The following is a 26175-nucleotide window of genomic DNA, read 5'->3' on the forward strand; positions in this document are numbered from 1 at the left end:
TCCTCCCCGCCCTGTGGGGAGGGGGACCATGCAAAGCATGGTGGAGGGGGATTGCCGCCAGGGACGTCCTGTGCCGAAGCCCCCCTCCGTCAGGCCTGGCGGCCTGCCACCTCCCCGTGCCGGGGAGGATGAAATTCAGTCCTTCCAGGCCCAGTAGAGCTGGGCCGGGGGCACGTTCCACCATTCCATGTCGTGGTCGATGTTGGACCAGTGCGGGACCAGGAAGTCCTTCACTTTGGGGCTGAACTGATAGACCAGGAACGCGCCGCCGGGGCGCAGCACGTCATGCGTGCCGCGCGCGATCGCGGGGCCGACGCCGGGGGGCAGGGTCGAGAAAGGGAGGCCCGACAGGACATAGTCGGCATGGTCGAAACCATGGTCGCGCACGATCTTTTCCACGTCCGCAGCCGAACCGTTCACTGCCTTGAAGCGGGAATCGACGATCGTGTGGCGCAGATAGTCGCAGAAATCGGCGTTGGTATCGATCGCGATCAGCGTGGCATCGGGCGCCATGCGCTCCAGCACCGGGCGGCAGAAGGTACCGACGCCGGGGCCATATTCCACGAACAGCTTGGTGTTGGCCCAGTCTACCGGCGCCAGCATCTTGCGAATCAGCTTGCCCGACGAGGGAATGATCGAGCCCACCATCACCGGATGCTTCAGGAACTGCTGAAAGAACATCTGGCCGGGCGACGGATAACCCGTGGCGTCGGTGCGGGACTTGCGCGCGGCGGTGGTCGAGCTGGGCATCGAGTTCCTGTCGTTCGTGATCCCCGCGTAAGGGACGCGCGAGGGAAATCCCCTCGTCGCACAGGTGCCGAACGACTTTCAAGCTATTGGGTTGCGCAGGAGGGGTGCATTCCGTCGCAAAGCGGATCGGAAAAAGGGCTGGGAACAATGGATCGGACGGGCCAGATCGCGGTGATTTTCGTGTCGCAGCGGACGCTTAACGACGACCAGGGCTATGCCGAAGCGGCCGAGGCGATGGACGCGCTCGTCGCGCGGCAGCCGGGCTATCGCGGCGTCGACAGCGTGCGCGGGGCGAACGGGTTGGGCATTACCATCAGCTGGTGGGCGGATGAGGCGAGCGCGTTGGCGTGGCGGGCGCATCCCGAACATGCGGCGATCCGCGAGCATGGGCGGGCGGAATGGTATTCGCGATATGAGGTTGCCGTGGCCGAGGTGGGGCGGAGTTACGGGTGGAGTGACAAATCCTAACCGCCGACCTTGCCGCTCCCCTCCCGCAGGCGGGAGGGGATGGGGGAGGGATCGGAGTCTCACCGAGACCATAGCTGGCGGCAAAGCCCCCTCCCCAAACCCAGTTTCAGGTAAACGATGCCCCGCATCGTTTAGGTCATGCCGGGGGCATGACCGACCTGAAACTCCCGTTCCGGAGGAGGGGCTTAAGTAGGAGGAGAGGCTTAGGAAATTACGGCTGCTTGTCCCCTCTCGGCGTCAGCATGCCCGGTGCGATGAAGCCGATCGGCTGGATCGCGGCGGCTTCCTGTTTCAGCTTGGCGGCGATCTGTTCGTAATCGCGCTCCATCTCCGGGGTCACGCTGGCCCGCGCCTCGGTCAGTGCCTCGTCGAAGGCGGCCATGTCGACCTGTTGCACGGTCAGCGATTTGCGTAGCGCGATCAGGCCTGCCCGGCGCACCACGTCGCCCAGGTCGGCCCCGGTGAACCGCTCGGTACGCGCCGCGACATCGTCCAGATCCACGTCATCGGCGAGCGGCATCTTGGCGGTCTGGATGCCCAAGATTCGTCGACGCCCCGCCTTGTCGGGCACGCCGACATAGATCAGCTCGTCGAACCGGCCGGGACGGAGCAGCGCGGGGTCGACGAGGTTGGGCCGGTTGGTCGCGCCGATCACGACAACCGACTGCAATTCCTCCAACCCGTCCATCTCGGCGAGGATGGTGTTGACTACCCGCTCGGTCACCTGCGGCTCGCCCAGCCCGCCGCCGCGTGCGGGCACCAGCGAGTCGAGTTCGTCGATGAAGATCACCGTTGGCGCCACCTGCCGTGCACGGGCGAATAGCCGGGTGATCTGCTGCTCGCTCTCACCATACCATTTGGACAGCAAATCGCTCGACTTGGTGGCGATGAAATTGGCCTGCGCCTCGCGTGCCACCGCCTTGGCCAGCAACGTCTTGCCGGTGCCGGGCGGGCCATAGAGCAGGAAGCCCTTGGCTGGCCGGATACCCAGGCGCCGGAACGCGTCCGGGTCCTTCAGCGGCAGCTCGACGCCCTCCTTCAGCTTCATCTGCGCGGTGTCGAGCCCGCCGACATCCTCCCAGCGGACGGTGGGGGCCTGCACCATCACCTCACGCATCGCCGAGGGCTGGACGCGCTTCAACGCCTCGAGGAAATCCTCGCGCGTCACCGACAGCGTGTCGAGCACCTCGGCCGGGATGGTCCGCTCCTCCAGGTTCAGGCGCGGCATGATCCGCCGCACCGCCTCGATCGCCGCCTCGCGGGTCAGCGCGGCCAGGTCCGCGCCGACAAACCCGAAGGTGGTGCGTGCCAGCTCGTTCAGGTCGACCCGATCGCCCAGCGGCATGCCGCGCGTGTGGATGCCCAGGATCTCACGCCGCCCACGTTCGTCGGGGACGCCGACGACGATCTCGCGGTCGAACCGGCCCGGCCGCCTGAGCGCCTCGTCGATCGCCTCGGGCCGGTTGGTGGCCGCGATGATGACCAGATTCGCGCGCGCCTCCAGCCCGTCCATCAGGGTCAGCAACTGCGCGACGAGACGCTTCTCGGCCTCGCCCTGCACGCGGTCACGTTTCGGGGCGATCGAGTCGATCTCGTCGATGAACACGATCGAGGGGGCAGACTTGGTCGCCTCCTCGAAGATGTCGCGCAGGCGCTGTTCGGACTCGCCATACGCCGAACCCATGATCTCGGGCCCGTTGATGAGGAAGAACTGCGCGTCCGATTCGTTGGCCACCGCCCGCGCGAGCCGCGTCTTGCCGGTGCCGGGCGGGCCATGGAGCAGCACGCCCTTGGGCGGCTCGACACCCAGCCGCTCGAACAATTCGGGGTAGCGCAGCGGCAATTCGACCATTTCGCGCAGCTGGTCGATGGTCGAGGCCATGCCGCCGATATCGTCATAGGTGACGTCGGCGCGCCGCGCCTCGCGCGGCTCCTCATATTCGGGGCGCAGCTCGACCTCGGTATTCTCGTCGATATGCACCACGCCCTTGGGGCTGGCAGCGACGACCGCGAGTCGGATTTCCTGCAAAGCGTAAGCGGGCGCGTTCATGAACTGCGCCACGCCCGGCGGCATGTTGGTGACGCGCTGCTGCCCCGCCGTCGCCACCACATCGCCCTGACAGAGCGGACGGTTGAAGAAGGTTCGCTTGAGCGCCTGGGCCGAGCCTTGAAGCCGCAGATTCTGCTGCGCGGGGGCGAAAACGACGCGAGTCGCGGGCTTCGATTCGACTTTCCGCACCTCGACGAAATCGCCCGAGCCAACGCCCGCATTGGCGCGCTGCAACCCGTCGATGCGCAACAGATCGAGGCCCTCGTCCTCCTGATAGGGGGCAACGGCCCGCGCAGGGGTCGCCTGCTTGCCGACGATCTCGACCACGTCGCCCTCGGTGATGCCGAGCGCGGCCATCAGGCTGCGCGGCATGTGGGCGAGCCCCCGGCCCGAATCCTCGGGGCGGCTGTTGGCCACCTGTATCTTGCGGGTCGGCGCGTCGCTGTCGGCCATGATCGTCCCTTGGCAAAGTGTCTGAAACACGAAAGCGCGGGACGTGGGGGCAGGTTCCGGCCGGTGAAAGGGCGGACGGTCGAGCCGAGGCAAAAAAAAGGGCCGATCGAAACGACCAGCCCATGAAAGTTTTTAGGAGAGGATGCCTGAAAGGCCCGTTCCTTTTGCGGTGCGAAACGTTATGTTGCAAGTGCGAAAAGCTTGGCTATGATTGCAGTTTGTGCAATCCTCTGACCAATAGGTCAACGAGTACAGGTACACCATGCGCAGGCTCCCCCCGCTCGGTGCGATCGAAGCATTTGTCCAGGTCGTGCGCCTGGGCTCCATCAAGGCCGCGGCCGAGGAGCTGGCGCTGTCCGCCCCCGCGCTCAGCCGCCGGGTGCAGACGCTGGAACGCTTCGTCGGCAAGCCGCTGTTCGCTCGGCGGCACCAGGCGATGGTGCCCAATGAAGACGGCCAGCGCCTGATGGAACAGATCGCGCCGCTGCTCGACCAGTTGTCCGATGCGGTGGAGGCGATGACCAGTGGGCAGGAAGTGCTGCGCCTGCGACTCGGCGTCCTGCCGCTCTATGCCTCGCAGCGCTTGTTTCCGCACATGGGGCTGCTCCGCGCGGCGCATCCCGAACTGCATCTGGACATCGACACCGCCGGGCATGGCATCGCGCGACTGGGCGAAGGGCTGGATGCGGTGATCGCGCTGGGCCGCGAGATCGATCCCTCGCTTTATGCCAAGCGACTCGACCGCAACAAGGTCTATGTCATCGGTGCCAAGCGGTTGCTCGAAGGCCCCAATCCCTTGCTTCGCCCCGAGCAGATGAACGGCATGACCGCTTTGCTGCACCGCGAAATGCCCGACGCCTTTACCGCCTGGTGCCAGGCCGCCGGGCTGAACGACATCAAGCCCAAGGCGATCGACTTCTTCGATTCGGGCGGCCTGATGCTGGAGGCGGTGGCGCAGGGGCTGGGCATCGCCTTCATGCATGCCAGCCATTTCGAACACGCCCACGACCCGCGCCTGGTGCGGCTGTTCGACATCGAGGTCGACAGCCCCTACAGCCACTGGTTCGTCTGCCGCCCGCGTGCGCTGCAGCAGAAGTCGGTAAAGCTGTTCCACGACTGGCTGATCGCCACGCTGTATCCGGAAGCGGCCTGATTCCTCCCCCTCCCGCAGGCGGGAGGGGGTCGGGGGGAGGGCTGGAAGTCTCACCGAGACAAGCGCTCGTGGCCTTCCCTCCCCCATCCCCTCCCGCCTGCGGGAGGGGAGCGGCAAGATCATCGTTCAGCGCAAGAACCAACGACAAAACGCCGCGCGCCCTCTCGGACGGCGGCTTCACGCCTTCAAGCATCCACGGGGCGACGCGAACGGCCGCCCCCGCGCGAATTACTTGATCTTGGCTTCCTTGAACTCGACATGCTTGCGCACGACCGGGTCGTACTTGTTGAAGCTCAGCTTCTCGGTCTTGGTGCGCGGGTTCTTCTTGGTGACGTAAAAGAAGCCGGTATCAGCCGAGCTGACGAGCTTGATCTTGACGGTGGTCGGCTTGGCCATGACCTGGTTCCTGTATGCGTGAAAAAGCGAAAGCGGCAGCCGGAGCCGCCGCTATATAAGGGCCGCCCATGGCCCATGGCCCCGCCCGAGTCAAGCATTTCACCCGATTTAAGCCCCTCTTTACGGCCAATGCCTATGGTAACGGGGGCGCTTACCGCTAACGGGGCCGGGCATGATAGCGACGATCATCACGAGGGAAGCGGGCGAATCACCCGATCGCGGTAGGGATCCCGACGGGGATCACCACAGGGCCGGTGCCGAGATTCGCATCCAGTTGTGCGCGCGGATCGCCGCGCTCGACGTGTCGGCCCCCTATGCGCGTGCGACCGACCTGATCGACGGGGTGGAGGCGATTCGCCGAATCGCCCATCGCCACGGCCTGACCTCCGTGGTCACCGTCACCCATTTCATCGACCGCGCCCTGATGCGGGAACGGAACGAGCTGCCGGTCCATGGCTGGTTCGCGATCCTGAACGACGCGATCGCCAGCGAACGACAGGATTGGCAGAGCGCGAACGCTTTTGCCGAGGCCTGCTCGGTGCGTCTGGCCAGCTGATGGACGCGTTGATGATCGTTCTGGTCGCCACCTTGCTGTCACAGGCAGGCGGGCGGCTGAGCGGTTTTACCGAGCGGCTGGTCGAGCGAACCGATCGTGCCCTGCCGGTGCTGGCCGGGGTCATGCTGGCGCAAGGGGTGCTGGCGGCGGCGGCGATTCGGATCGGGATGCTGCTGGCGCCGCAGGTGACGCCCGAGTCGCGCAGCGTGTTGCTGGCGGTCGCGTTGGTCCTGCTGGGGATCGGCATGATGGGGCGGTTGCCGCGCCCCGGCTCGACCTTCGGTTCGCCGCGACTGGGCATGTTCGGCACCGCAAGCCTGGGGGCCGCGGTGATCCTGTTGGCGGATTCGGGATTGATGCTGGTCGCTGCCGCCGCCGCGCGCTCCCCCCTGCCCTGGGCCGCATGGCCGGGCGCCATGCTGGGGCTGCTGGGCGCGTTGCTGCCTGCGATCCTGCTGGGCGCACGCGAATGGCGACGCCTGCCCTGGCGCGCGATCCGCGTGGCGGCAGGCAGCGTGATGATCCTGATCGGGCTCATCATCGTGCTATCGACGAACGGATTGATCTAGCCGGTCGATCAGACAGCACGGGCATTGTCCTTGGACAGCGGGGGAGCATTTCCGCCATCGGATCGTTTACGCAACGATCCCATCCAGACAGCGGGAGCATGTCATGTCCGATATCAATCCGGCGCTCGATACGCCGACCGATCTCAACCGCAACGCCACCGCCAGCGTCGCCGACGCGCTGAACGGCGCGCTGGCCGATTGCTATGCGCTGTACCTGAAGACCAAGAATTTCCACTGGCACGTCTCGGGCCCGCATTTCCGCGACTATCACCTGATGCTCGACGATCAGGCGGCGCAGATCCTGGGCGTGACCGACGCCATTGCCGAGCGGGTGCGCAAGACCGGCAACGTCACGCTGCGCTCGATCGGCGACATCGCCCGCCGTCAGACGATCGCCGACAATGATCGCGAGTTCGTGTCGGCGGCCGACATGCTGGTCGAGCTGCGCGACGACAATCTGAAGCTCGTCGAACGCTTCCGCGCGGTCAAGGACGCCGCCGAAGAGGCCAAGGACAATGCCACCAGCGGCATCGTCGACGAATGGACCGACCAGGCCGAGGAACGCGCCTGGTTCCTGTTCGAGGCGGGCCGCAAGGGCTGAGCCTGTCCGCGGTCTCGTGACAAAAAGCCCCGGTGAGAGCCGGGGCTTTTTGTGGGCGATGCCCGGATACCTGCAGTGGGAGCACGCGGTATGTCCGCTATTGGTGAATAACGAAACGACGGCTTTCGGCACTGCGAGACACCAAGCTGCCTATCCGCTATCGTGGTTCGCGATCAGAAGTGAAAGACGGGGTAAGACATGCATACCCGCGCGACGATATTCTGGCTTTCGTTTTCAGCGCTTTATCAAGGATCGGCGAATGCGGCCGCCCCGCAGATTGAAGGGCAGTGGACAACGGAATATTAGATAGTGGATGTCAGCAACTCGGCCGCCCACCCGAACGCCCTCAAGTCATTGAAGATGTGGATCGGCCACAAGTATGGCGGCTCAAATTGCGTGACGGCGGGTGATACATCGAGCCTACTGCGATCGGCTTATCCATGGGACACGAAATCAAAGCCCGGCGTGAGCTTTGATGAATATGGCGGATTGAGATCGACCAACCGCTATTTCGGAGGGTTCGCTATTCCAGGCCACGGAACAGAAACGATCGTCGGAGCTGTCGATGGTGACCACCTCATCGGTGTGGTGGACATCGATCTTGACTGGGAAGGCGGGACCCACGTTCGTTCCGTCATGAGGGCGACGCGATCAGGTCCATGTAAATGACGCGCTCTCCGTCGACCGCTTAGGGGAACGCGAGGAAACCCTGAACGGCAATGTCTGGGGCTACCGAACGTTTGACGTAGATGGCGCAGAACAGGTTGAAGCAATCTTCGGGGGCTGCTTCCCGCCAAAGCCAATCGGCATTGGAAACCACGTGTCCCGCAGCTTTTCGCCGGGCGTGGCGATTGGCCATCTTAGCCGATGAACCCATGCCAGCATGTCTCTGTCGGCCTGCGCGTCCCGCGTACTCGCGAGAATATAGGCACCGTTCACATCGCCCTTCTTCGATACATTTATACACACAGCACCCGAGGCGTTTAACAGCGTGGCAGGAACTGGCGGCAATTCCTGTGCGACGGCCGGCATGGCGACGGCCTGAACGGACAGCGCAACGACGAGGGCGAGGCGGGCCAGGCGGATGAACATCCAAGGACAATGGCAGGACTGACGATTGTCCGCAAATGGGCGAAACCCGTCTTTCGCGCGCCCCCCCTATCCGTAACCGGAACACCAACCCTCCCCGCCAGTTAACCCCTTATCAGGTCAGGAGGATTGCCCCATGCTCAAGCTCGCCATCACGTTTCTGGTCGTCGGATTGATCCTCGGCGCGCTCGGTTTCGGCGGCATCGGCGGCGCGTTCGTCGGTATCGCCAAGATCCTGTTCTTCATCGCGATCGCACTGTTCGTCATCTTCCTGGTGCTCGGGCTGGTCGCGGGCAAGTCGGTGAAGAACGCGATCGACTGACGCGTTCATGCGCGCACTCGCGGAGCTGCTCGATGCGCTGATCTATACGCGCTCGCGCAACGCCAAGCTGAAGCTGGTCGCGGATTACCTCGCCGCCACGCCCGATCCCGACCGGGGTTGGGCGATGGCGGCGTTGACGGGGGACCTGGACCTGCCCGGCGTCAAGCCCGCGCTGATCCGCGCGCTGATCGAACAGCGGGTCGACCCCGTCCTCTTCCGCATGAGCCGCGACTATGTCGGCGACACGGCCGAGACGGTCGCACTGCTCTGGCCCGCCCCCGAGCGCCCCCTCGATCCCGAACCGCTCTCGGTCAGCGCAGTGGTCGAGCGGTTGCGGCATCTTTCGCGCTCCGACGCGCCTGCCGTGCTGGCTGACATGCTCGACCGGCTGACCGCCGAGGAGCGGTTCGCGCTCCTCAAGATGGCGACCGGGGGCCTGCGCATCGGCCTGTCCGCGCGGCTCGCCAAGACCGCCTTTGCGGAAGCTTACGGGCTGGATGTCGAGGCGGTCGAGGAGGTCTGGCACGGCCTGTCCCCGCCCTATGCCGAACTGTTCGCCTGGGGCGAGGGCACCGGCGCGCAGCCGACGCCCGCCGATGTGCCGGTCTTCCGCCCCTTCATGCTGGCCCATCCGCTGGAGGATCTGCGGGTCGACCTGACCGACTATGCCGCCGAATGGAAATGGGACGGCATCCGGGTGCAGATCGTCCATGTCGCCGGGCAGACGCGCCTCTACAGCCGCACCGGCGACGATGTGACCCACGCCTTTCCCGATGTCGCGCAGGCGTTCGACGCCGTGGGTGCGGTCGATGGCGAGTTGCTGGTCAAGGGCGAGCATCAGGGCGGCACGCTGGAGGATGGCGGGGGTGCCGCCAGCTTCAACGCGCTGCAACAGAGGCTCGGGCGCAAGACGGTGTCGGCGAAGATGCTGGCGGACTACCCCGCCTTCGTCCGGCTCTACGATATATTGGTGGACGGGACCGAGGATGTCCGCGCCCTCCCCTGGACCGAACGGCGTCAACGGCTGGAGGCGTTCACGGCGAAGCTCGACCCCGATCGCTTCGATGTCAGCGCAGTGATCGAGGCGGAGGATTTCACCGCGCTGGAGGCCTTGCGCGCCACCGCCCGCGATGCCGCGATCGAGGGGGTGATGCTCAAGCGCCGCGATTCCCCCTATAGCGGCGGGCGGCGTGTCGGCCTTTGGTACAAATGGAAGCGTGATCCGCTGACCGCCGACTGCGTGATGATGTACGCACAGCGCGGCAATGGCCGGCGGTCGAGCTATTATAGCGACTATACCTTTGGCTGCTGGACCGATGAGGGCGAATTGCTGCCGGTCGGCAAGGCCTATTCGGGGATCACCGACGAGGAGCTGCGTGCATTAGACCGCTTCGTGCGCGCGCATACCGTCCAGCGCTTCGGCCCCGTGCGCGAGGTGGAAAAGACGCTGGTGCTGGAGATCGCGTTCGATTCGATCCACGAGTCGAAACGGCACAAATCAGGCGTCGCGATGCGCTTCCCCCGCATCGCGCGCATCCGCACCGACAAGCCCGCCGAGGAAGCGGATCGGGTGGAGACGCTCAAGCGGCTGGTGACGTAGGCAGGTTCGTTCCTCCCCTGCAAGGGGAGGTGGCAGGGCGAAGCCCTGACGGAGGGGTGTCACGGCTGGCGATCTGGCCCCTCCACCACCTGGCTCCGCCGGGCGGTCCCCCTCCCCAAGCACAGCTTGGGGAGGATTTTGGTCAGTCGCCGACGCGTTCGATATCGGCACCGACCGCCGACAGCTTCTCTTCCAGACGCTCATAACCACGGTCGAGGTGGTATACACGGCTGACCGCGGTCTCGCCCTCGGCGGCCAGACCCGCCAGGATCAGGCTCATCGAGGCGCGCAGGTCGGTAGCCATCACCGGCGCGCCGGTCAGCTTCTCGACGCCCTTCACCATCGCGGTGCGGCCATGGACCTGGATGTCCGCACCCATCCGCGCCAGCTCGGGCACGTGCATGTAGCGGTTCTCGAAGATCGTCTCGGTCAGGGTGCTGGTGCCGCCGGCCTTGCACAGCATCGCCATGAACTGCGCCTGCATGTCGGTGGCGAAGCCCGGATAGGGCGCAGTCGACAGGGTCAGCGGCTGGAGCGGGCCATCCGCCTTCACGCGGATCGAATCGCGGCTCTCCTCGACGGTCACGCCCGCCTCGGTCAGCGCCGAAAGGGTCGCGCGCATATCCTCGGCACAGGCGCCGACCAGTTCCAGGTCGCCGCCGGTGATCGCGGCGGCACAGGCATAGGAACCCGCCTCGATCCGGTCGGGCATCACCGAATAGGTCGCACCGTGCAGCCGGTCGACACCCTCGATGGTCAGCGTCTCGGTGCCGACGCCATCGATCCGCGCGCCCATCGCGATCAGCAGGCGGCACAAATCGACGATCTCGGGCTCACGCGCGGCATTGCCCAGCACCGACGTGCCCTTGGCCGTCACCGCGGCCATCAGCGCATTCTCGGTCGCGCCGACCGACACCACCGGGAAGGTGTAGCGCCCGCCCGACAGGCGTCCGCCCGGCGCGCTGGCCTTCACATAACCGGCGGTCAGCTCGATCTCGGCGCCCAGCGCTTCCAGCGCCTTCAGGTGCAGGTCGATCGGACGATTGCCGATCGCGCAGCCGCCGGGCAGAGATACCCGCGCCTCGCCCATGCGCGCCAGGATGGGGCCGAGCACCAGAATCGACGCGCGCATCTTGCGCACGATGTCATAGGGCGCCTCGGTCGAGAAGAGCTGGCCCGCCCGGATCGTCATGACCCGGCCGAAATCCTCCGGTCGCGTCCCCTCGACCCGCGTCGACGCGCCGATCTGGTTCAGCAGATGGCCGAAGCCGTCGACATCGGCGAGGCGCGGCAGGTTGCGCAGCGTGACCGGCTCGTCGGTCAGGATCGCGCAGGGCATCAGGGTGAGCGCGGCGTTCTTCGCGCCCGAGATCTTCAGGCGGCCCGACAGCCGGTTGCCGCCGCGAATAAGGATACGGTCCATAGACCCGCCCTCCTAGCGGACCTCCGGGGCATCGCCAAGGGTCGCACCCCGTCCGTCCGCTCGAAAGGCGGTCGAAAAGCCAAGAAAAGGGTCGGTTGATCGATATCAATGCGTGACCACACCCTTGGTGGCTAAGGCTTTCCTCCGCTCGGGGGATGAGGTGTCAGTGTCAAATTGCGGGCTTGCCGATCGGCTGAACAGATGGGTTGCGCTGACCCCGGCCGAACGCGATGCCCTGGCACGGCTGGAGGAGCGGCCAAGGGCGATCCGGCGCGGCGCGGTGCTGATGGAGGAACAGGCGCGCAGCGATGAGCTGTTCGTCGTGCAGCAGGGCATGCTGATGTGCTATATCCTGCTCGACGATGGCAGCCGACAGGTCGTGCGCTTCCTGTTCCCCGGTGATCTGTTCGCGTTGTCGGCGCTGGTCTATGGCCGCTCGCCCGACACGGTGGTCGCCGTTTCCAACGCGGTCGTCTGTCCGTTCGACCGCAGCCATTTCGCGATCCTGGCGACCGAGCATCCCCGTCTGTCCAGCCTGGTCCTCGTGCTCAACCAGATCGAGAGGGTCATCACCACCGACCGTCTGGCGGGACTCGGCCGCACCTCGGCGCGGGTGCGGGTCGCGACGCTGCTGCTGTCGCTGCGTGGCCAGATGCGCCACGCGGGGCTGGCGGTCGACACCTCCTTTGCCCTCGGCCTGACCCAGGAGGAGATGGGCGACGCGATCGGCCTGACCGCCGTCCACGTCAACCGAATGCTTCGCCAGCTGGAGGACGATGCCCTCATCAAGCGGGAGGGCGGCCGAGTCTATCTGCTCGACGAAGCGCGACTGGTGCGCGAGGCGGGCTATATCGATCGGTTCGAGGGACTGGACCTCAGCTGGCTGCCGCCGGGGCGGTAGGCATATTTGTTCCTCCCCTTGCAGGGGTAGGAATGTTCAGGCGCCCGCCCAACGTTGCAGACGCGGCCGGACCTTGAGGAAACGCCGATAGCCGCGCTCGAGCAACGCCAGGATGCGGGGCGAGCGGGCCGCCAGGCCCAGCGGGCGGAGCAGCGGGATCGCCCGCCACATCGCGGCAAAGGCTGCCGCGCCCGACAGCATCCGCCCGTCCTCGCGTGCATGGAAACGCGAGAGCAGCGTGTCGCGATCGATCGGGCACTGGTCGGGCCCCTCGCCGCCGATCGGGACAAAATCGATCCGCCCGCGCACATCCAGCCGCCGCATCAGTGCGATCTCGCGCCGACACAGCGGACAGGCGGCATCATACCAGACGGTGACGGTCGTCATGCTCTTCTCCGGCAAGGGCGGCCCGATCACGATCGGGCCGCCTCCACCATCAGAAAAGATCGGCGGTCATCACCTTGTTCCAGACCTTCACGAAGTCACGGACCATCCGGGGATGACCGTCTTCGGCGGCATAGAATTCGGCGATGTTGCGCAGCTGCGAATTGGCCCCGAAGACCAGGTCGTTGCGCGTCGCGGTGTAGCGCGTCTCACCGCTATCGCGGTCGTCCAGGGTAAAGCGCAGGCCCTTCTCGTCCGTCTTGGTCCAGACATAGTCCATGCTGGTCAGCACGCGGAAGAAGTCGTTGCTCAGCACGCCCACCCGGTCGGTGAACACGCCCGCCTCGCTTTCGTCCCAGTTCGCGCCCAGCGCGCGCAGGCCGCCGGTCAGCACCACCCATTCGGGGGCACTGAGCTTCAGCAGCGCCGCCTTGTCGAGGAACAGCTCCTCCGGTGCGACGCGGCCCTGGGTGATGGTGTCGAACTGATCGTCGACATAGTTGCGGAAGCCGTCGACCACCGGCTTCAGCCATTCGAAGCTGTCGGCGTCGGTCAGGTCGTCGGTGGTGTCGCGACGCCCGGCGGTGAAGGCCACCGCTTCCGCCACGCCCGCATCCGCCGCCGCCTTCTCGACCGCCGCCGTGCCGCCCAGCACGATCAGGTCGGCCAGCGAGACGCGCTTGCCGCCGGTCGCGCCGTCGTTGAACGCGCCCATGATCTCGCGGAGCTTCGCGATGACGGGCACGGTACGACGATTGACCGCCCAGTCCTTTTGCGGGGCGAGCGCGAGGCGCGCACCGTTGGCCCCGCCGCGCTTGTCGCTGTCACGATAGGTGACGGCGGCGGAGAAGGCGGTGAACACCAGGTCCGACACCGACACGCCGCTGTTGAGGATCTGCTGCTTCAGGGTCGCGATGTCGGCGGCGTCGATCAGTTCGTAATCGCGCGCGGGAATCGGGTCCTGCCAGAGCAGGTCGGGTTCGATCGTGACCTCGGGCCCGACATAGCGCTCGCGCGGCCCCATGTCGCGGTGGGTCAGCTTGTACCACGCCTTCGAGAACTGCTCGGTGAAATAGTCGAAGTCGTTCAGGAAGCGCTCGCAGATGGGGCGATAGACGGGATCGACCTTCAGCGCGATGTCGCTGGTCATCATCATCAGCGCATGGGTCTTGCCCTCGATATGCGCATCCGGTGTGCGCGGCGCGTCCCCGCTGACCGGCGTCCATTGCAGCGCGCCCGCCGGGCTGCGCGTCTGTTCCCACTCCAGGCCCAGCAGGTTTTCAAGATAGCTATTGTCCCACTGGGTCGGGTTCTGGGTCCAGCTGCCCTCGATGCCGTTGGTCATCGTGAACTCGGCATTGCCGGTGCCCTCGGGGTTGTGCCAGCCGAGCCCCATCTCCTCAATCGCGGCGATCTCGGGCGGCGCGCCGATGCGGTCGGCCTTCACCATGCCATGGCTCTTGCCGAAGGCATGGCCGCCCGCGATCAGCGCCACCGTCTCCTCGTCGTTCATCGCCATGCGGGTGAAGGTGATGCGGATGTCCCGCGCCGAGGCCATCGGATCGCCGCTGGCATAGGGGCCTTCGGGGTTCACATAGATGAGCGACTGGTGCGAGGCGGCCAGCGGCTGCTCCAGGTCATAGTCGGCGTCGCCATTCTGCCCGCGCCAGCGCTTGTCGCGATTGACCATCTCGTCGAACGAATCGACCTTGGTCATGTCGAAGACTTCGGGGCCCCAATAGGTGGCGTCGTCGGCCTCCCACGCATCCTCGCGCCCGCCGCCGAAACCATAGGTCGGCAACCCCATGATCTCGAGCGAGCAGTTGCCGGTCAGGACGATCAGGTCCGCCCAGGACAGCGCCGCGCCATATTTCTGCTTGATCGGCCAGAGCAGGCGACGCGACTTGTCGACATTGCCATTGTCCCACCAGCTGTTGATCGGCGCGAAACGCTGCATCGCCTCACCTGCGCCGCCGCGTCCGTCGGCGATGCGATAGCTGCCCGCCGAGTGCCACGACATACGGATCATCTGCGGCCCGTAATTGCCATAGTCGGACGGCCACCACGCCACCGAGCTGGTCAGGAAGCGCTTGATCTCGGCCTTCAGCGTATCGAGGTCGATCTTGGCGAATGCGGCGCGATAATCGAAATCCTCCCCCTGCGGATTGGCGCGGGGGCCATGGCGGTGCAGCTGCTCGACCCGAAGGCGGTTGGGATACCATTCGGCCAGCGTCGGCGGCGTGGTGAAGGCACCACCGATCCGGTCACCGCCAAAGGGGCACTTGCCTTCGAGTACCGTCTTATAGTCTTCCATGCCGCAAGCTCTCCGGGTTCGTCCTGTAAAAACTCCGGGCGCACGAAGAAACGACGAGCGACAGGCTCGCCAGCACGCCCGATGGGCGCGATTATGTCAGCTTTGTCATGAACATAGGCCGCGCATGGTCTTCCCTCGAGCGATGGAAACCACCGCTCGCCGCCATCACAACGTCGGGCTCGCCCGGTCGATCCTTGCCGACACCGCCGGGCATCCAAAAATTCTAGCCTGGATCAGTCCGGTTACTTGGGCCGATGCCCGGGGCGGCTCACCGATGAGACGGATCGTTCGGCGGCACCGGGCGTAACGGTCGATTGGCCCGATAGGGGCGAATGACGAGGGAACGGGATATGGCCGGATCGGCGGCGATCGTCGGCGCAGGGATGGCGGGTCTATCCTGCGCCACGCGGCTGGCGGAGGCGGGATGGCGGGTTGCGCTGTTCGACAAGGGACGCCGGCCGGGCGGCCGTATGGCGAGCAAGGTCGTGACGGCGCAAGGGCTGTGCTTCGCCTTCGACTATGGCGCGCAATATCTGACTGCGCGCGATCCCGCCTTCGTCGCGCAGGTTCGGGACTGGGAGCGGCAGGGCGTCGCGGCGCGCTGGCCAGCGGCGGGCGAGGATGGCTGGGTCGGGATGCCCGCCATGAATGCGCTCGTCGCGCATATCGCCGAACCGCTGGGCGTGGCATGGTCGACCCATATTCGGGCCATCCGACGGGACCATGACGGATGGTGGCTCAGCCATGACGAGCGCACCGAGGGGCCGTTCGATGTTCTGGTGCTGGCGCTACCCGCGGACCAGGTTCCGGCGCTGGCGGCGGAGCATGACCCGGCGCTGGTCGAACTGGCCGAGGCGCATCCATCGGAGCCGTGCTGGACGGTGCTGCTCGGTTTCGAGACGCGCCTGTCCGCCCCTGACATCCTGTCCGCCGCCGACCCGATCGACTGGGCCGCGCGCAACGGTGCCAAGCCCGGTCGCGAAGGCGGCGAGGCTTGGACGATCCATGCCACGCCCGACTGGTCGCAACGCCATGTCGAAAGCGACCGGACCTCGGTGACGGCCTCGCTCCTGCGCGCGCTGGAGGAACAGGTGGGCACGCTGCCCGTGCCGGTCCATGCGACGGCGCATCGCTGGCGCTATGCCCGGTCGGACAAGGCGGGGATCGGCGCCTATCACCGCCCCGACATCGCATTGGCGGCCTGCGGCGACTGGCTGATCGCACCGCGCGTGGAAAGCGCCTGGCTGTCGGGACGTCAGGCGGCGGACACGCTGATCGGATGATCTTCCCCTATAGGGAGGAGGGTCGGCTCTGGGTTACGCCTTTTCCAGCGTACACTGGAGCGGATGCTGGTTGGCGCGGGCGAAGTCGATCACCTGCGCCACCTTGGTCTCGGCGACTTCGTAGGAAAAGACGCCGCACACGCCGACACCGCGCTGGTGGACGTGCAGCATGACGCGGGTCGCATCGTCCATGCTCATGCGGAAGAAACGCTGCAGGCACAGCACGACGAATTCCATCGGCGTATAGTCGTCGTTGAGCATCAGGACCCGGTACGGCGTCGGCTGCTTGGTACGTGTCCGGGTGCGCGTCGCGACGCCCAGCCCCGTGCCCTCGTCATCGCCATGATCGGGACCATGCCCCGGGCCATCGCCCGCCATTCCCAGAGGATGGGTGAGAGTGTCGCTGTTCTGGGCCATGACGGTAAAATATGGCATGGCGGGGGGTGCGCACAAGCCCTTGGGGACAGGGTCGAACGTATAAATCGGAACGTTCGGGCCAAGGCGGATTGATATTAAGGACGGTCCTTCCCTCATTCCTCCCCTCGCAGGGGAGGGGGACCATGCGGAGCATGGTGGAGGGGTGTCCACGGTGGCGAGCGTCGACCAGCTTCTCCCACCGGGACACCCCTCCGTCAGGCCTGCGGCCTGCCACCTCCCCTGCCAGGGGAGGAATAGGGTGAATGACGATCACCGCTAATGGAAATCGCGCGAGCGGGGCAGCAGGCGGACATCGCGAGGATGCACGCCGCGCTGCGCCGGGGTTCCGCGCGGGTCGTGCGAGCGGGTGGGCGCGACCGGCACGTCCTCCAGCCGCGAGAGCATCATACTGCGATCCTCGACGCCCGCCGTCATCAGATGGACGACGCCCTCCTCGCTGCGCTGGACGACGCCGTGGATCAGCATCAGCCGCGAAGCCATTACGGCCCGCCGGTTCGCCTCGAAATCGCGCGCCCATAGCAGCGCGTTGACGATGCCCGTCTCGTCCTCGATCGTGATGAAGATCGCATTGCCCTTGCCCGGTCGCTGACGGACCAGCACCACGCCCGCCACCTTGGCGCGCCGCCCATCGGCCAGACGATTCAGATCGGCGGCCGACAGGATACCCTCCCCCGCCAGCTCACGACGCAGGAACGCCATGGGATGGCCCTTCAGCGACAGTCGCGTCGCCCGGTAATCGGCGCTGACCTGTTCGGACAGCGGCATGGGCGGCAGCGTGACATCGGGTTCGGCCGCCATTTCGGGCGCCTCCATCGCGGCGAACAGCGGCAGCTGCACCGACTTCATCCGCCGCGCCTCCCACTGCCCCTCGCGCCGCCCGCGCCCCAATGAGCGATAGGCGTCGGCCTGCGCCAGCAGATCGAGTGCGCGACGGGGCAGGTGCGCGCGGATCGCGACCGACTCGATGGTGTCATAAGGAGCATGGGTGGCGATTTCTGTGCCCCAAGCCTCCCGAAAACCATCGACCTGCCGAAAGCCCAGCCGCAACGCCAACGCCCCGTCCGCGCGCCGCTCCAGCCGATTGTCCCAGCCACTGGCATTCACATCGACCGGCCGCACTTCGACCCCGCCATTTTCGCGCGCGTCGCGGACCAGCTGCGCGGGCGCATAGAATCCCATGGGCTGCGCATTCAGCAGCGCACAGGTGAAGATCGCGGGCTGGTGGCATTTCAGCCAAGCCGAGACATAGACCAGCCGTGCAAAGGACAGCGCATGGCTTTCGGGGAAACCATAGGAACCGAACCCCTCGATCTGCTTGAAGCAGCGTTCGGCGAATTCGGGATTATATCCCCGCGCGACCATGCCGCCGATCATCTTGTCGCGGAAACCCTTGATCGTCCCGACATTGCGGAAGGTCGCCATCGCGCGGCGCAGGCCATTGGCCTCGTCGGGGGTGAAATTGGCCGCGACGATGGCCAGCTTCATCGCCTGTTCCTGGAACAGCGGCACGCCGTATGTCTTGCCGAGCAGGGTACGTAGCTCGTCCGCCGGGCCATGATCGGGATGCGGCGAGGGATAGGTGACGGCCTCCTTCTCCGCCCGCCGCCGCAGATAGGGATGGACCATATCGCCCTCGATCGGCCCCGGCCGGACGATCGCGACCTGCACGACCAGGTCGTAAAACTCCCGGGGCTTCAGACGCGGCAGCATATTGATCTGCGCACGGCTCTCCACCTGGAACACGCCGATGCTGTCGCCCTTTTGCAGCATCTTGTAGACCCGCTCGTCCTCGTCCTGCGCCAGATCGTCGAGGGTCGGACGCGGCAGCCCGTTGGCCTCCATCAGGTCGAACGCCTTGCGGATGCAGGTCAGCATGCCGAGCGCCAATATGTCGACCTTCATGATCTTCAGCTCGTCGATATCGTCCTTGTCCCATTCGATGAAGGTCCGCCCCTCCATCGCGCCGTTATGGATCGGCACGGTCTCGTCGAGCCGTCCTTGGGTCAGCACGAAGCCGCCGACATGCTGCGACAGATGGCGCGGTGCGCCGAGCAGCCGGTCGACCAGCGTGCGCAGCCGTGCGATCTCGGGATTGTCGGGCGAGAAGCCGGTCTCGTGGAAGCGCTTTTCCTCGAACTGTTTGGAAAAGCTGCCCCACACGGTACTGGTCAGCCTTTGCGTCACATCCTCGCTCAGCCCCAGCGCACGGCCGACCTCGCGCACCGTGCTGCGCGGGCGGTAATGGATGACGGTCGCGGCGATGGCGGCGCGGTGGCGGCCATAGCGGCCATAGATATACTGGATCACCTCCTCGCGCCGCTCATGCTCGAAATCGATGTCGATATCGGGCGGCTCCTTGCGCTCGGTCGACACAAAGCGCGAGAAGAGCAGGTCATGCTTGGTCGGGTCGACCGAGGTGACGCCCAGGATCCAGCACACCGCCGAATTGGCCGCCGAGCCCCGCCCCTGGCAGAGAATGGGCTGCGGCCGACTGCGCGCGAAACGCACCACATCATGCACGGTCAGGAAATATTGGGCGTAGCCGCAATCGCGGATAAGCGTCAGTTCCTCGGCCAACGTGGCTTGCAGCTTGGCGGGCACCCCATCCGGAAAACGCTCGGCCGCCCCCCGCCGCACCAGCTCCTCCAGCCAGTCCTGCGCCGCCCACCCCTCGGGCACCGGCTCATGCGGATAGTCGTAGGACAGATGGTCCAGCCGGAATAGGATCCGGTCGAGGATCGCCATGCTCTCCGCCACCGCGCCCGGACGGTCGGCGAACAGGCGCGCCATCTCGTGCGCAGGCTTCAGGTGTCGCTCGGCATTGGCCGCCAGCCGCCGTCCGCCGGTACGGATGGTCAACCCTTCGCGAATACAGGTCAGTATATCCTGTACCGGACGGTCTGCGGGGCTCGCGAACAGCGTATCGGTGGTGGCGAGCAACGGCACCCCCCGCGCCTCGGCCAGTGTGGCATGCGCCATCAGCCGCCGCCGATCCGCGCCCTGTCGCGGCATGGTCACCCCCAGCCACACCCGCCCCGGCGCCACCGCCACCAGCCGGTCGAGCGTCGCCGCCAGTCCCGGATCGGCGCGCTGCGGGGGCAGCATCGCGTCGACCATCGGCTCGCAGGGCCGCGCGCTCGATGTCGGCAGCGCGATCAGCAGCAGATTCTCGGCATGGCGGATCAGGTCGCCCAGCCCCAGGATACAGCCGCCCTTGCGCGCCCGCTTGTTGCCCAGCGTGAGCAATCGGGTCAGCCGTCCCCAGCCCGTCCGGTCGACCGGATAGGCGACGATGTCGGGTGTGCCATCGGCAAAGACCAGGCGCGCGCCGACGACCAATGTCGGCGGTGGCGGAGCCCCGATCTCTTCGGCCAGGGCGCAGGCCTTTCGCCAGGCCCTGAGCGCCCGCACCACCCCCGCCACGGTATTGCGATCGGCAATGCCGATGCCCTTGAGGCCCAGTTCATGGGCGCGAGCCACCACGTCCTCGGCCGCACTCGCCCCGTCGAGGAAGGAATAATGCGTCGCCGCGACCAGTTCGGCGAACCCGGGCATTTAATCCTCCCCGGCACGGGGAGGGGGACCATGCGCAGCATGGTGGAGGGGGCATGCCGCAAGGGACGCCCCCAGCGGCACGCCCCCTCCGTCAGCGCTCCGCGCTGCCACCTCCCCTTGCAGGGGAGGAATAGCGACCCGCCCCCTCACGCGAACAGCCCGTGCACATACCAGCGCGGCCGCTCGGTCTCGGTGTAGAGCCCGTGGCGAAAGATCCAGAAACGCCGCCCGCGCACATCCTCGACCCGGTAATAGTCGCGGGTCGGCGGCGCCATGTCGGCGCGGCGCCACCATTCGCCCGCAATCCGCTCCGGCCCTTCCGCGCGCGCCACGTCATGCATTTTCCGTCGCCAGCGGAACCGCGCCGGAGGGCCATCCGGGGTTTCGGCAGCAAGCGATTCGATCGGCTGGGGCGGATCGAACAGATGAATCGGGCGCAGGGGCGGGTCGCCCGGTTCGGGCCGGGTCCACTCCGCCCTGGGCGCAGGATCGGTCGCAGGCAGCAGCAATTCGGCCTGTTCGGGCATGTGGCTGTCACGCGGATGGATTCGCCGCACCCGCTCGCGCCCCAGCCGCGTGCCCAGCCGGTCGATCAGCGCGGCGACCGCCTCCGCCTTCGCCTCACCGCCCTCCAGCCGCAGCTGCACCGCGTCCAGCTTCTCGGCCAGCCCGACATCCAGGCGAATCAGGTCATATCCGAAACCGGGGTCGAGCGGATCGGCCAGCGCCTCGATCCGCTCACGGAACAGGCGGAGCAGCACGGCGGGGTCGCGGGTCGGTTGCCCCGTCTCGACCCGCAAGGCCTGCACCTCGCCATCGCAGCGGAACAGCCGCGCGTCCCAGCGCCGCCCGCCCTCATGCCGCTCCTCCAGCGTCCGCGCCGCCTCAGTCGCCAATTCCTCCAGCACGCCCAGCATGTGCTCGGTACGCGCCACCGGCTCGGCAAAGCGCCGCTCCACCCCGATCGGCGCCGCGACGACACGCGGGGTCAGCGGGCTGTCCTCCTCGCCGGTCAGCCGCCGCAGCGCCGTCGCCGCCTCGCGCCCGAATCGCGCCGCGATCGTCGCCATCGGCCGCGCCAGCACGTCGCCGACCGACTTCAGCCCCGCCGCGATCAGCGCCGCGCAGGCATCCTCGTCCAGTTCCAGCGCGGCGACGGGCAGGCGGCGGATCGCGCCCATCTCATCGGGCGCCGGAGCCCCGGCATGTCGCGCCAGCGCACGTGCCGCCTCGGGCGTATCGCCATAGGCCAGCCGCACGGTCAGTCCCCGCCGGGCCATCCGCGTCTCGATATCCTCGGCAAGGCCCCGCTCGCCGCCGAACAGGTGATCCGCGCCGCCCGAATCGAGCACCAGCCCCTGCGGCGGATCGAGCGCCACCGCCGGGCTGTAGCGCCGCGCGCCCTCGGCCAGCCGCTCCAGCCAGTCGGCATCGGCGGCGGGATCGTGCGGGAATATCTCGACCTCGGGCACCCGCGCGCGCGCATCGGCCAGCGTCAGCCCGACCGACAGCCCCGCCGCCACCGCCTGACCATTGAGCGCCGCCAGGCGAATCGCGCCGCCGACCGACTCGGCAAAGGCGATCGGCGCCTCATCCCGCGCCACGAACAGGTGCGGGCGCCGGGCCCGCAACCGCTCGATCGGCAACCAGGGGAAGACGAGCGCCAGATAGCGGCGCGGGGTCGAAGCTCTGCGTGTCACGGTTCCACTCCACGCGCCACCGGGCGCCCGCGGGCCCTCCCCTTCGGCGCAGCAATTCCAGATCATAGGCCGGCGCTCCCGGCGCCTCCGCCGCCAGCGCCCGCGACGGCGCCGAGGCCACCGACCAGCGGGTGGTCGCCGCGCTGGGCACCACCTGCCCCCCGACGCGCAGCACCAGCATCACCACGCCCGAGGCTTCGGCCGCCAGCATCAGCCGCCGCGACGCGGTCAGGTCCAGCCCGCGCATCGCACCCCAGCCCTCCGCGATTACCGTGCCCAGCCCCGGACAGCGCGCGCCATCGGCGGCGGCGCGCAGCAGCGCGGCATCGTCGGCAACCACCACCACGACCAGATCGGCGGGATCGAGCCCCATCGCCAGCAGCCCCGGCCCATGGAGTCGCCCGCCCTGCCGCTCGGCCGCCTCGGTACGCAGCCACAGGATCGGCCGTGCCCCCACCGCCAGCGCGCACCCCAGGGCAAATCCCGCCCCGCTTGCCGATTCTTCCGACGAAAGCGCATGGATTTCATGCAGTTGCCCGGCGGCCAGCCGAACCTCGAAGCCACCGCCCGCCTTTTCTCCACCGTCATGCCCGTCCGCCACCAGAGCGGCGGCGCGGCGCAAACGGTCGATCAGGGCGAAGGGCTCCTCCATATATGTTCTTGTAATGTTCCCTGTCTGGAGTCGCCAGCCGTAAAAAAACTGAAAAAAGTGCTTGCCGGATTCGAAACCCACATCTAATAGCCCGCCTCACCCCAGCCGGTCAGCCGGTTCGGAACGCCAGAGCGGGCGTAGCTCAGGGGTAGAGCACAACCTTGCCAAGGTTGGGGTCGAGGGTTCGAATCCCTTCGCCCGCTCCAGCGATTCCCTAGATGGAATCGCCTTTGTCGCCGAGCGAGCGACCTATCTACCATCTGCCAGAAAATTTTCCTCGCATGAAACTTCATGCGTCGAAAGACCCCGGTTTTTTACCGAGGTCTTTGCCCGACCTTCAGATGGGTCGGCTTTCCAACAATGTGCCTTCCCAGAACATCAGCTTGTCCAGCAGGCGACGCTCGATAAAGGAATCGGGGACACCAATCTGGTCCGCCATGACATCCCCGCCCGCCCCATGGCGAAAATCGGCGATCAATCGATCCCGTACCTGCTGAAAGTCGGTTTTTCCTCGTTCCTCCTGCCGCGCCTGATCGCAGGCGCGCCAGAAGGCGGGGTAATCGTGGCGGCCATCGGCATCGTAAAGCCGCCCGAGATATTTTGCTCCTACGCCCCCATTGCGAACCCAATCGCGATGGCGCGCCGCCTTGCTGGCCAACCGATCCCAGATATAGATTTCGTCGCCTGGGCGGGCAAAGGTCGCGATCTTGCTGGCCGCCGAGCTATATTGGCGCCGCTGCCCCCTCGAAATCGGCAGGGTGTCCGCCCACTGGGGAATGTCGACGCACGGGTCGAACGCCTCTGCTGCATGGATCGCCTTGATAGCCTCCGCCACCCCTGCGCGGTCCCAGGCGACGAACTGGGTCAGTTGGAACGTCGACAGGAAGAGGCGCGCGTCATTCGCTTCCACCTGTCCTGAAAAAACCGCCAGCCAATGCGTGTCGGGATGGCGGCCACGATCGACCCGCTCCTCCCTCGGGCAACACCAGCGGCGGACATCCTCTTCCGCTCTGGCCAGCAACATCCGGCGAATATCGTGTGGAAATGGCATGTCGTTCCTCCCGTCCCAGGCGTTAGGAGGGGGGCGGAAGCATCGAACATCCGGGAAGATTCAGGATTGCCATCACCATCGGAAACGAAGCGGTTCATTCGCCCCGCCCTTCCCCAGGACGCCACCGCCATCGCCGCGATCATCCTGCCGGTGATCCGGGCGGGCGAAACCTATGCGCTCGACCGCGCGATGTCGGAGGAGGAGGCCCTCACCTATTGGTTCGGCGCCGACAAGGCGGTCTTCGTGTTTGAGGAAGAGGGCATCGTCCTCGGCACCTATTACCTCCGCGCCAATCAGGCGGGCGGCGGGAATCACGTCGCCAATGCGGGCTATATGACCGGCCCTGCCGCGCGTGGGCGGGGGATGGCGCGGGCGATGGCGTCGCATTCCTTCGACGAAGCCCGTGCGCGGGGCTTTGCCGCGATGCAGTTCAACTTCGTGGTCGCCAGCAACGAAGCGGCCGTGCATCTGTGGACGGCACTGGGCTTCGCCACGGTCGGGCGGGTGCCGGGGGCGTTCCGGCACCCGCATCTGGGGCCGGTCGATGCCCTGGTGATGCACCGACCGCTATAGGACTTATGCCGTGCGTGCGACCTGGAAGCCCGCAAAGGACTGGCTGACCGGCATCAGCTCCAGCCGGTTGATGTTCAGATGCGGCGGCAGCTGGGCGACCCAGAGGAGCGTCGCGGCGATATCATCCGCCGTCATCGGATCGGAGCCCGCGTAAAGCGCGTCCGATGCCGCCTGGTCGCCGCCGGTGCGGATGGTGGTGAACTCGGTCTCGACCATGCCCGGCTCGATCGAGGTCACGCGCACCCCCTTGCCATGCAGGTCGGCGCGCAGGTTCAGCGAGAATTGCTTCACGAACGCCTTGGTCCCGCCATAGACGTTGCCGCCGGTATAGGGATAATTCGCCGCCACCGAGGACAGGTTGATGATCCCCCCGCGCCGCGCGATCAGGCGGGGCAGCAGGCGGTGGGTGATGGTGATGAGCGCGTCGATATTGGTCGCGATCATCGTGCGCCACTGGGCCAGGTCGCTGTCCTGTGCGGGCTTGGTGCCGAGCGCGAGGCCGGCATTGTTGATGAGCCAGTCGATCTCGGCAAATTCGGGTGGCAGGCCGTTCAGCGCGGCATCGAGCGCATCCTCATCGGTGATGTCGAAAGCCAGCGGATGAAAGGCCGCCCCCAGTTCGTCGGCCAGAGCCTGGAGCCGGTCGGCGCGGCGCCCCGTGCCGATCACCCGCCATCCCGCCGCGACAAAGGCCCGCGCGGTGCCCGCCCCGATCCCGGCGGTCGCGCCCGTCACCAGAACTGTCTTCGTCATCCGTCCATCTCCTCATCAACGCGGATCGATGCTGGTATCCGGCGGAACCGGACATGGCAAAGCGTGCGCGGTGCAGAAGGCCGCAACATGGGCCTCTGTTCCCGGCTTTCATCCAAGTGCACGGAATACAGGGCTTTTCCCGGATGGCCGGGCGCGCCGAACGGCGCCAGGATGGGCGCCGGGAGAGATTGGCATGGATCATCCGCCGGGCCAGCCGCGACGAATCGCCGGTGACCGTAGGCGCGGTCCCTTTCCGCGTGCGCAGGGCGGGTGGTGCGATTTCCGCCCGGCCCTGACCATGCCGCCCGCCGCGCCGGACGATCCCGCGACCGTCCGCACGGTCTATCCCTGCCCCGCGCCTGGCGACGACATGGTGGGAGGCTGGGTCCGGGTCCGCTGGTAGCCCCCACGGTTGCGGGGGCCGGATCGCCCTCCCACATAAGCGGGGCGGCCGCCTTGAGGTCGCATCAGCCAGGACGTCCCATGCCCCGCCGCCTTCGTATCGACTTCGTCTCCGACATTTCCTGCCCCTGGTGCATCATCGGGCTGCGCGGTCTGGAGATCGCGCTGGAGCGGTTGGGGGACACGGTCGAGGCGGACATCCACTTCCAGCCGTTCGAGCTGAACCCCGCCATGGCGCCCGAGGGCGAGAATATCGTCGAGCATATCGGCCGCAAATATGGCGCGACGCCCGAACAGTCCGCCGCCAACCGCGCCAATATCCGCGAGCGAGCGGCCTCGGTCGGCTTCACCATGGCGATGGCCGATGATGCGCGCATCTATAACAGCTTCGACGCGCACCGGCTGCTCCACTGGGCGGAGATCGAGGGGCGGCAGGCGGCGCTGAAGCACGCGCTGTTCGACAGCTATTTCACGCGTGGCGAGGATATCTCGAACCACGACGTGCTGATCGCCGCCGTCACCCGCGCCGGGCTGGACGCCGACGCGGCCGCTACGATCCTGTCGTCCGACCGCTATGCCGCCGAGGTGCGCGAGGCGGAACGGCTGTGGCAGGGGCGCGGCATCCAGTCGGTGCCCGCCATCGTGATCGACAACCGCTATCTCATCTCGGGCGGACAGCCGCCCGAATCCTTCGAGCAGGCGCTGCGCCAGATCGCCGCCGAACCTGCTGACGCCTGAT

At 66.7% G+C, this 26175-nt stretch carries 26 protein-coding genes and 1 tRNA gene; 14 read left to right on the forward strand and 13 right to left on the reverse strand.

From position 1 onward, the window contains the following. Positions 1-135 precede the first annotated feature (135 nt). The gene (locus tag AC1GI4_RS10415; RefSeq protein WP_433909417.1) at positions 136-750 is read right to left on the reverse strand and encodes a class I SAM-dependent methyltransferase; all 615 of its coding nucleotides are present in this window, start codon (positions 748-750) and stop codon (positions 136-138) included. A 147-nt stretch (positions 751-897) separates the two neighbouring features. Between AC1GI4_RS10415 and AC1GI4_RS10420 the strand changes: the two genes are divergently transcribed. Beyond that, positions 898-1218, forward strand: coding sequence for an antibiotic biosynthesis monooxygenase family protein (locus AC1GI4_RS10420; RefSeq protein ID WP_479629448.1), 321 nt, complete (start codon positions 898-900; stop codon positions 1216-1218). A gap of 211 nt (positions 1219-1429) precedes the next feature. Here the strand turns inward: AC1GI4_RS10420 and AC1GI4_RS10425 are convergent, their stop codons facing one another. Continuing rightward, a complete protein-coding gene (locus tag AC1GI4_RS10425) occupies positions 1430-3721 on the reverse strand; it encodes a CDC48 family AAA ATPase (protein ID WP_433909415.1) in 2292 nt (763 codons plus the stop codon). Positions 3722-3983: 262 nt separating this feature from the next. Here AC1GI4_RS10425 and AC1GI4_RS10430 point away from each other — a divergent pair, with 262 nt between their 5' ends. Then, entirely contained in the window at positions 3984-4874 is an 891-nt protein-coding gene (locus AC1GI4_RS10430) for a LysR substrate-binding domain-containing protein (RefSeq protein WP_294268735.1), read from the forward strand. Between the two features lie 228 nt (positions 4875-5102). On the opposite strand, the gene rpmG is transcribed toward AC1GI4_RS10430, so the two are convergent. After that, complete coding sequence (gene rpmG, locus AC1GI4_RS10435) at positions 5103-5270, reverse strand: 50S ribosomal protein L33 (protein WP_007407030.1); 168 nt, start codon at positions 5268-5270, stop codon at positions 5103-5105. A gap of 172 nt (positions 5271-5442) precedes the next feature. Between rpmG and AC1GI4_RS10440 the strand changes: the two genes are divergently transcribed. The 4 genes from AC1GI4_RS10440 (at position 5443) to AC1GI4_RS10455 (ending at position 7665) form a co-directional block, all read left to right on the forward strand. Further along, positions 5443-5826 (forward strand): hypothetical protein, encoded by a 384-nt coding sequence (locus tag AC1GI4_RS10440; RefSeq protein WP_479629449.1) that lies wholly within the window; start codon positions 5443-5445, stop codon positions 5824-5826. Continuing rightward, positions 5826-6395, forward strand: a complete 570-nt coding sequence (locus AC1GI4_RS10445; protein WP_479629450.1) for a TMEM165/GDT1 family protein — start codon at positions 5826-5828, stop codon at positions 6393-6395. Before AC1GI4_RS10440 ends, AC1GI4_RS10445 begins: the two co-directional genes overlap by 1 nt. Positions 6396-6498: 103 nt before the next feature. Then, positions 6499-6996: a Dps family protein gene (locus AC1GI4_RS10450; RefSeq protein ID WP_294270314.1), complete on the forward strand. Its 498-nt coding sequence runs from the start codon at positions 6499-6501 to the stop codon at positions 6994-6996. 309 nt (positions 6997-7305) lie between these two features. Continuing rightward, the gene (locus tag AC1GI4_RS10455) at positions 7306-7665 is read left to right on the forward strand and encodes a hypothetical protein (protein ID WP_479629451.1); all 360 of its coding nucleotides are present in this window, start codon (positions 7306-7308) and stop codon (positions 7663-7665) included. Positions 7666-7725: 60 nt separating this feature from the next. On the opposite strand, the gene AC1GI4_RS10460 is transcribed toward AC1GI4_RS10455, so the two are convergent. Beyond that, on the reverse strand, positions 7726-8088 hold the full coding sequence (locus AC1GI4_RS10460; RefSeq protein WP_433909409.1) for a hypothetical protein: 363 nt from the start codon (positions 8086-8088) through the stop codon (positions 7726-7728). A 133-nt stretch (positions 8089-8221) separates the two neighbouring features. On the opposite strand from AC1GI4_RS10460, the gene AC1GI4_RS10465 reads away from it, so the two are divergent. After that, positions 8222-8407 (forward strand): DUF1328 domain-containing protein, encoded by a 186-nt coding sequence (locus tag AC1GI4_RS10465; RefSeq protein WP_007407044.1) that lies wholly within the window; start codon positions 8222-8224, stop codon positions 8405-8407. Positions 8408-8414: 7 nt separating this feature from the next. Beyond that, positions 8415-10007, forward strand: a complete 1593-nt coding sequence (locus AC1GI4_RS10470) for a cisplatin damage response ATP-dependent DNA ligase (protein ID WP_479629452.1) — start codon at positions 8415-8417, stop codon at positions 10005-10007. Positions 10008-10149: 142 nt separating this feature from the next. Here the strand turns inward: AC1GI4_RS10470 and murA are convergent, their stop codons facing one another. Then, on the reverse strand, positions 10150-11430 hold the full coding sequence (gene murA / locus AC1GI4_RS10475; RefSeq protein ID WP_433909407.1) for a UDP-N-acetylglucosamine 1-carboxyvinyltransferase: 1281 nt from the start codon (positions 11428-11430) through the stop codon (positions 10150-10152). A 160-nt stretch (positions 11431-11590) separates the two neighbouring features. On the opposite strand from murA, the gene AC1GI4_RS10480 reads away from it, so the two are divergent. Then, a complete protein-coding gene (locus tag AC1GI4_RS10480) occupies positions 11591-12331 on the forward strand; it encodes a Crp/Fnr family transcriptional regulator (protein WP_479629453.1) in 741 nt (246 codons plus the stop codon). Positions 12332-12367: 36 nt separating this feature from the next. Here AC1GI4_RS10480 and AC1GI4_RS10485 read toward each other — a convergent pair whose 3' ends face one another. Together AC1GI4_RS10485 and katG are read right to left on the reverse strand one after the other, a co-directional pair. Continuing rightward, entirely contained in the window at positions 12368-12718 is a 351-nt protein-coding gene (locus AC1GI4_RS10485) for a thiol-disulfide oxidoreductase DCC family protein (protein ID WP_433909405.1), read from the reverse strand. Between the two features lie 49 nt (positions 12719-12767). Next, entirely contained in the window at positions 12768-15029 is a 2262-nt protein-coding gene (gene katG / locus AC1GI4_RS10490) for a catalase/peroxidase HPI (protein WP_479629454.1), read from the reverse strand. A 332-nt stretch (positions 15030-15361) separates the two neighbouring features. On the opposite strand from katG, the gene AC1GI4_RS10495 reads away from it, so the two are divergent. After that, complete coding sequence (locus AC1GI4_RS10495) at positions 15362-16312, forward strand: NAD(P)/FAD-dependent oxidoreductase (protein WP_479629455.1); 951 nt, start codon at positions 15362-15364, stop codon at positions 16310-16312. 33 nt (positions 16313-16345) lie between these two features. Here the strand turns inward: AC1GI4_RS10495 and clpS are convergent, their stop codons facing one another. The 4 genes from clpS to AC1GI4_RS10515 all read right to left on the reverse strand — a co-directional run bounded on the left by clpS (position 16346) and on the right by AC1GI4_RS10515 (position 22657). Next, complete coding sequence (gene clpS / locus AC1GI4_RS10500) at positions 16346-16690, reverse strand: ATP-dependent Clp protease adapter ClpS (protein WP_219021377.1); 345 nt, start codon at positions 16688-16690, stop codon at positions 16346-16348. A gap of 315 nt (positions 16691-17005) precedes the next feature. Then, positions 17006-20305, reverse strand: coding sequence for an error-prone DNA polymerase (locus tag AC1GI4_RS10505; RefSeq protein ID WP_479629456.1), 3300 nt, complete (start codon positions 20303-20305; stop codon positions 17006-17008). Positions 20306-20451: 146 nt separating this feature from the next. Continuing rightward, a complete protein-coding gene (locus AC1GI4_RS10510; protein WP_479629457.1) occupies positions 20452-22005 on the reverse strand; it encodes a Y-family DNA polymerase in 1554 nt (517 codons plus the stop codon). Beyond that, the gene (locus tag AC1GI4_RS10515) at positions 21896-22657 is read right to left on the reverse strand and encodes a hypothetical protein (RefSeq protein WP_479629458.1); all 762 of its coding nucleotides are present in this window, start codon (positions 22655-22657) and stop codon (positions 21896-21898) included. The genes AC1GI4_RS10510 and AC1GI4_RS10515 overlap by 110 nt, the downstream gene beginning before the upstream one ends. A gap of 131 nt (positions 22658-22788) precedes the next feature. Between AC1GI4_RS10515 and AC1GI4_RS10520 the strand changes: the two genes are divergently transcribed. Then, positions 22789-22863 (forward strand) — tRNA-Gly (locus tag AC1GI4_RS10520). A 131-nt stretch (positions 22864-22994) separates the two neighbouring features. On the opposite strand, the gene AC1GI4_RS10525 is transcribed toward AC1GI4_RS10520, so the two are convergent. Further along, positions 22995-23708 (reverse strand): hypothetical protein, encoded by a 714-nt coding sequence (locus AC1GI4_RS10525; RefSeq protein WP_479629459.1) that lies wholly within the window; start codon positions 23706-23708, stop codon positions 22995-22997. A gap of 66 nt (positions 23709-23774) precedes the next feature. Here AC1GI4_RS10525 and AC1GI4_RS10530 point away from each other — a divergent pair, with 66 nt between their 5' ends. Then, positions 23775-24281, forward strand: coding sequence for an N-acetyltransferase family protein (locus AC1GI4_RS10530; protein ID WP_479629460.1), 507 nt, complete (start codon positions 23775-23777; stop codon positions 24279-24281). A 3-nt stretch (positions 24282-24284) separates the two neighbouring features. On the opposite strand, the gene AC1GI4_RS10535 is transcribed toward AC1GI4_RS10530, so the two are convergent. Next, entirely contained in the window at positions 24285-25034 is a 750-nt protein-coding gene (locus AC1GI4_RS10535) for an SDR family NAD(P)-dependent oxidoreductase (protein WP_479629461.1), read from the reverse strand. A 193-nt stretch (positions 25035-25227) separates the two neighbouring features. Between AC1GI4_RS10535 and AC1GI4_RS10540 the strand changes: the two genes are divergently transcribed. Together AC1GI4_RS10540 and AC1GI4_RS10545 are read left to right on the forward strand one after the other, a co-directional pair. Then, positions 25228-25437, forward strand: coding sequence for a hypothetical protein (locus tag AC1GI4_RS10540; RefSeq protein ID WP_433909382.1), 210 nt, complete (start codon positions 25228-25230; stop codon positions 25435-25437). A gap of 80 nt (positions 25438-25517) precedes the next feature. Continuing rightward, positions 25518-26174 carry a DsbA family oxidoreductase gene (locus tag AC1GI4_RS10545; RefSeq protein WP_479629462.1) on the forward strand — a complete coding sequence of 219 codons (657 nt, stop codon included), beginning with the start codon at positions 25518-25520 and terminating at the stop codon, positions 26172-26174. The last annotated feature ends 1 nt before the right edge of the window (position 26175 follow it).

It is taken from the genome of Sphingomonas sp. 77B (assembly GCF_056497825.1).

Bases quoted from the DNA above. Each gene is read 5' to 3' on its own strand.
- AC1GI4_RS10415 (WP_433909417.1), bottom strand. From the start codon at position 750: ATGCCCAGCTCGACCACCGCCGCGCGCAAGTCCCGCACCGACGCCACG.
- AC1GI4_RS10420 (WP_479629448.1), top strand. From the start codon at position 898: ATGGATCGGACGGGCCAGATCGCGGTGATTTTCGTGTCGCAGCGGACG.
- AC1GI4_RS10425 (WP_433909415.1), bottom strand. From the start codon at position 3,721: ATGGCCGACAGCGACGCGCCGACCCGCAAGATACAGGTGGCCAACAGC.
- AC1GI4_RS10430 (WP_294268735.1), top strand. From the start codon at position 3,984: ATGCGCAGGCTCCCCCCGCTCGGTGCGATCGAAGCATTTGTCCAGGTC.
- rpmG (WP_007407030.1), bottom strand. From the start codon at position 5,270: ATGGCCAAGCCGACCACCGTCAAGATCAAGCTCGTCAGCTCGGCTGAT.
- AC1GI4_RS10440 (WP_479629449.1), top strand. From the start codon at position 5,443: ATGATAGCGACGATCATCACGAGGGAAGCGGGCGAATCACCCGATCGC.
- AC1GI4_RS10445 (WP_479629450.1), top strand. From the start codon at position 5,826: ATGGACGCGTTGATGATCGTTCTGGTCGCCACCTTGCTGTCACAGGCA.
- AC1GI4_RS10450 (WP_294270314.1), top strand. From the start codon at position 6,499: ATGTCCGATATCAATCCGGCGCTCGATACGCCGACCGATCTCAACCGC.
- AC1GI4_RS10460 (WP_433909409.1), bottom strand. From the start codon at position 8,088: ATGTTCATCCGCCTGGCCCGCCTCGCCCTCGTCGTTGCGCTGTCCGTT.
- AC1GI4_RS10465 (WP_007407044.1), top strand. From the start codon at position 8,222: ATGCTCAAGCTCGCCATCACGTTTCTGGTCGTCGGATTGATCCTCGGC.
- AC1GI4_RS10470 (WP_479629452.1), top strand. From the start codon at position 8,415: ATGCGCGCACTCGCGGAGCTGCTCGATGCGCTGATCTATACGCGCTCG.
- murA (WP_433909407.1), bottom strand. From the start codon at position 11,430: ATGGACCGTATCCTTATTCGCGGCGGCAACCGGCTGTCGGGCCGCCTG.
- AC1GI4_RS10485 (WP_433909405.1), bottom strand. From the start codon at position 12,718: ATGACGACCGTCACCGTCTGGTATGATGCCGCCTGTCCGCTGTGTCGG.
- katG (WP_479629454.1), bottom strand. From the start codon at position 15,029: ATGGAAGACTATAAGACGGTACTCGAAGGCAAGTGCCCCTTTGGCGGT.
- AC1GI4_RS10495 (WP_479629455.1), top strand. From the start codon at position 15,362: ATGACGAGGGAACGGGATATGGCCGGATCGGCGGCGATCGTCGGCGCA.
- clpS (WP_219021377.1), bottom strand. From the start codon at position 16,690: ATGGCGGGCGATGGCCCGGGGCATGGTCCCGATCATGGCGATGACGAG.
- AC1GI4_RS10505 (WP_479629456.1), bottom strand. From the start codon at position 20,305: ATGCCCGGGTTCGCCGAACTGGTCGCGGCGACGCATTATTCCTTCCTC.
- AC1GI4_RS10515 (WP_479629458.1), bottom strand. From the start codon at position 22,657: ATGGAGGAGCCCTTCGCCCTGATCGACCGTTTGCGCCGCGCCGCCGCT.
- AC1GI4_RS10525 (WP_479629459.1), bottom strand. From the start codon at position 23,708: ATGCCATTTCCACACGATATTCGCCGGATGTTGCTGGCCAGAGCGGAA.
- AC1GI4_RS10535 (WP_479629461.1), bottom strand. From the start codon at position 25,034: ATGACGAAGACAGTTCTGGTGACGGGCGCGACCGCCGGGATCGGGGCG.
- AC1GI4_RS10540 (WP_433909382.1), top strand. From the start codon at position 25,228: ATGGATCATCCGCCGGGCCAGCCGCGACGAATCGCCGGTGACCGTAGG.
- AC1GI4_RS10545 (WP_479629462.1), top strand. From the start codon at position 25,518: ATGCCCCGCCGCCTTCGTATCGACTTCGTCTCCGACATTTCCTGCCCC.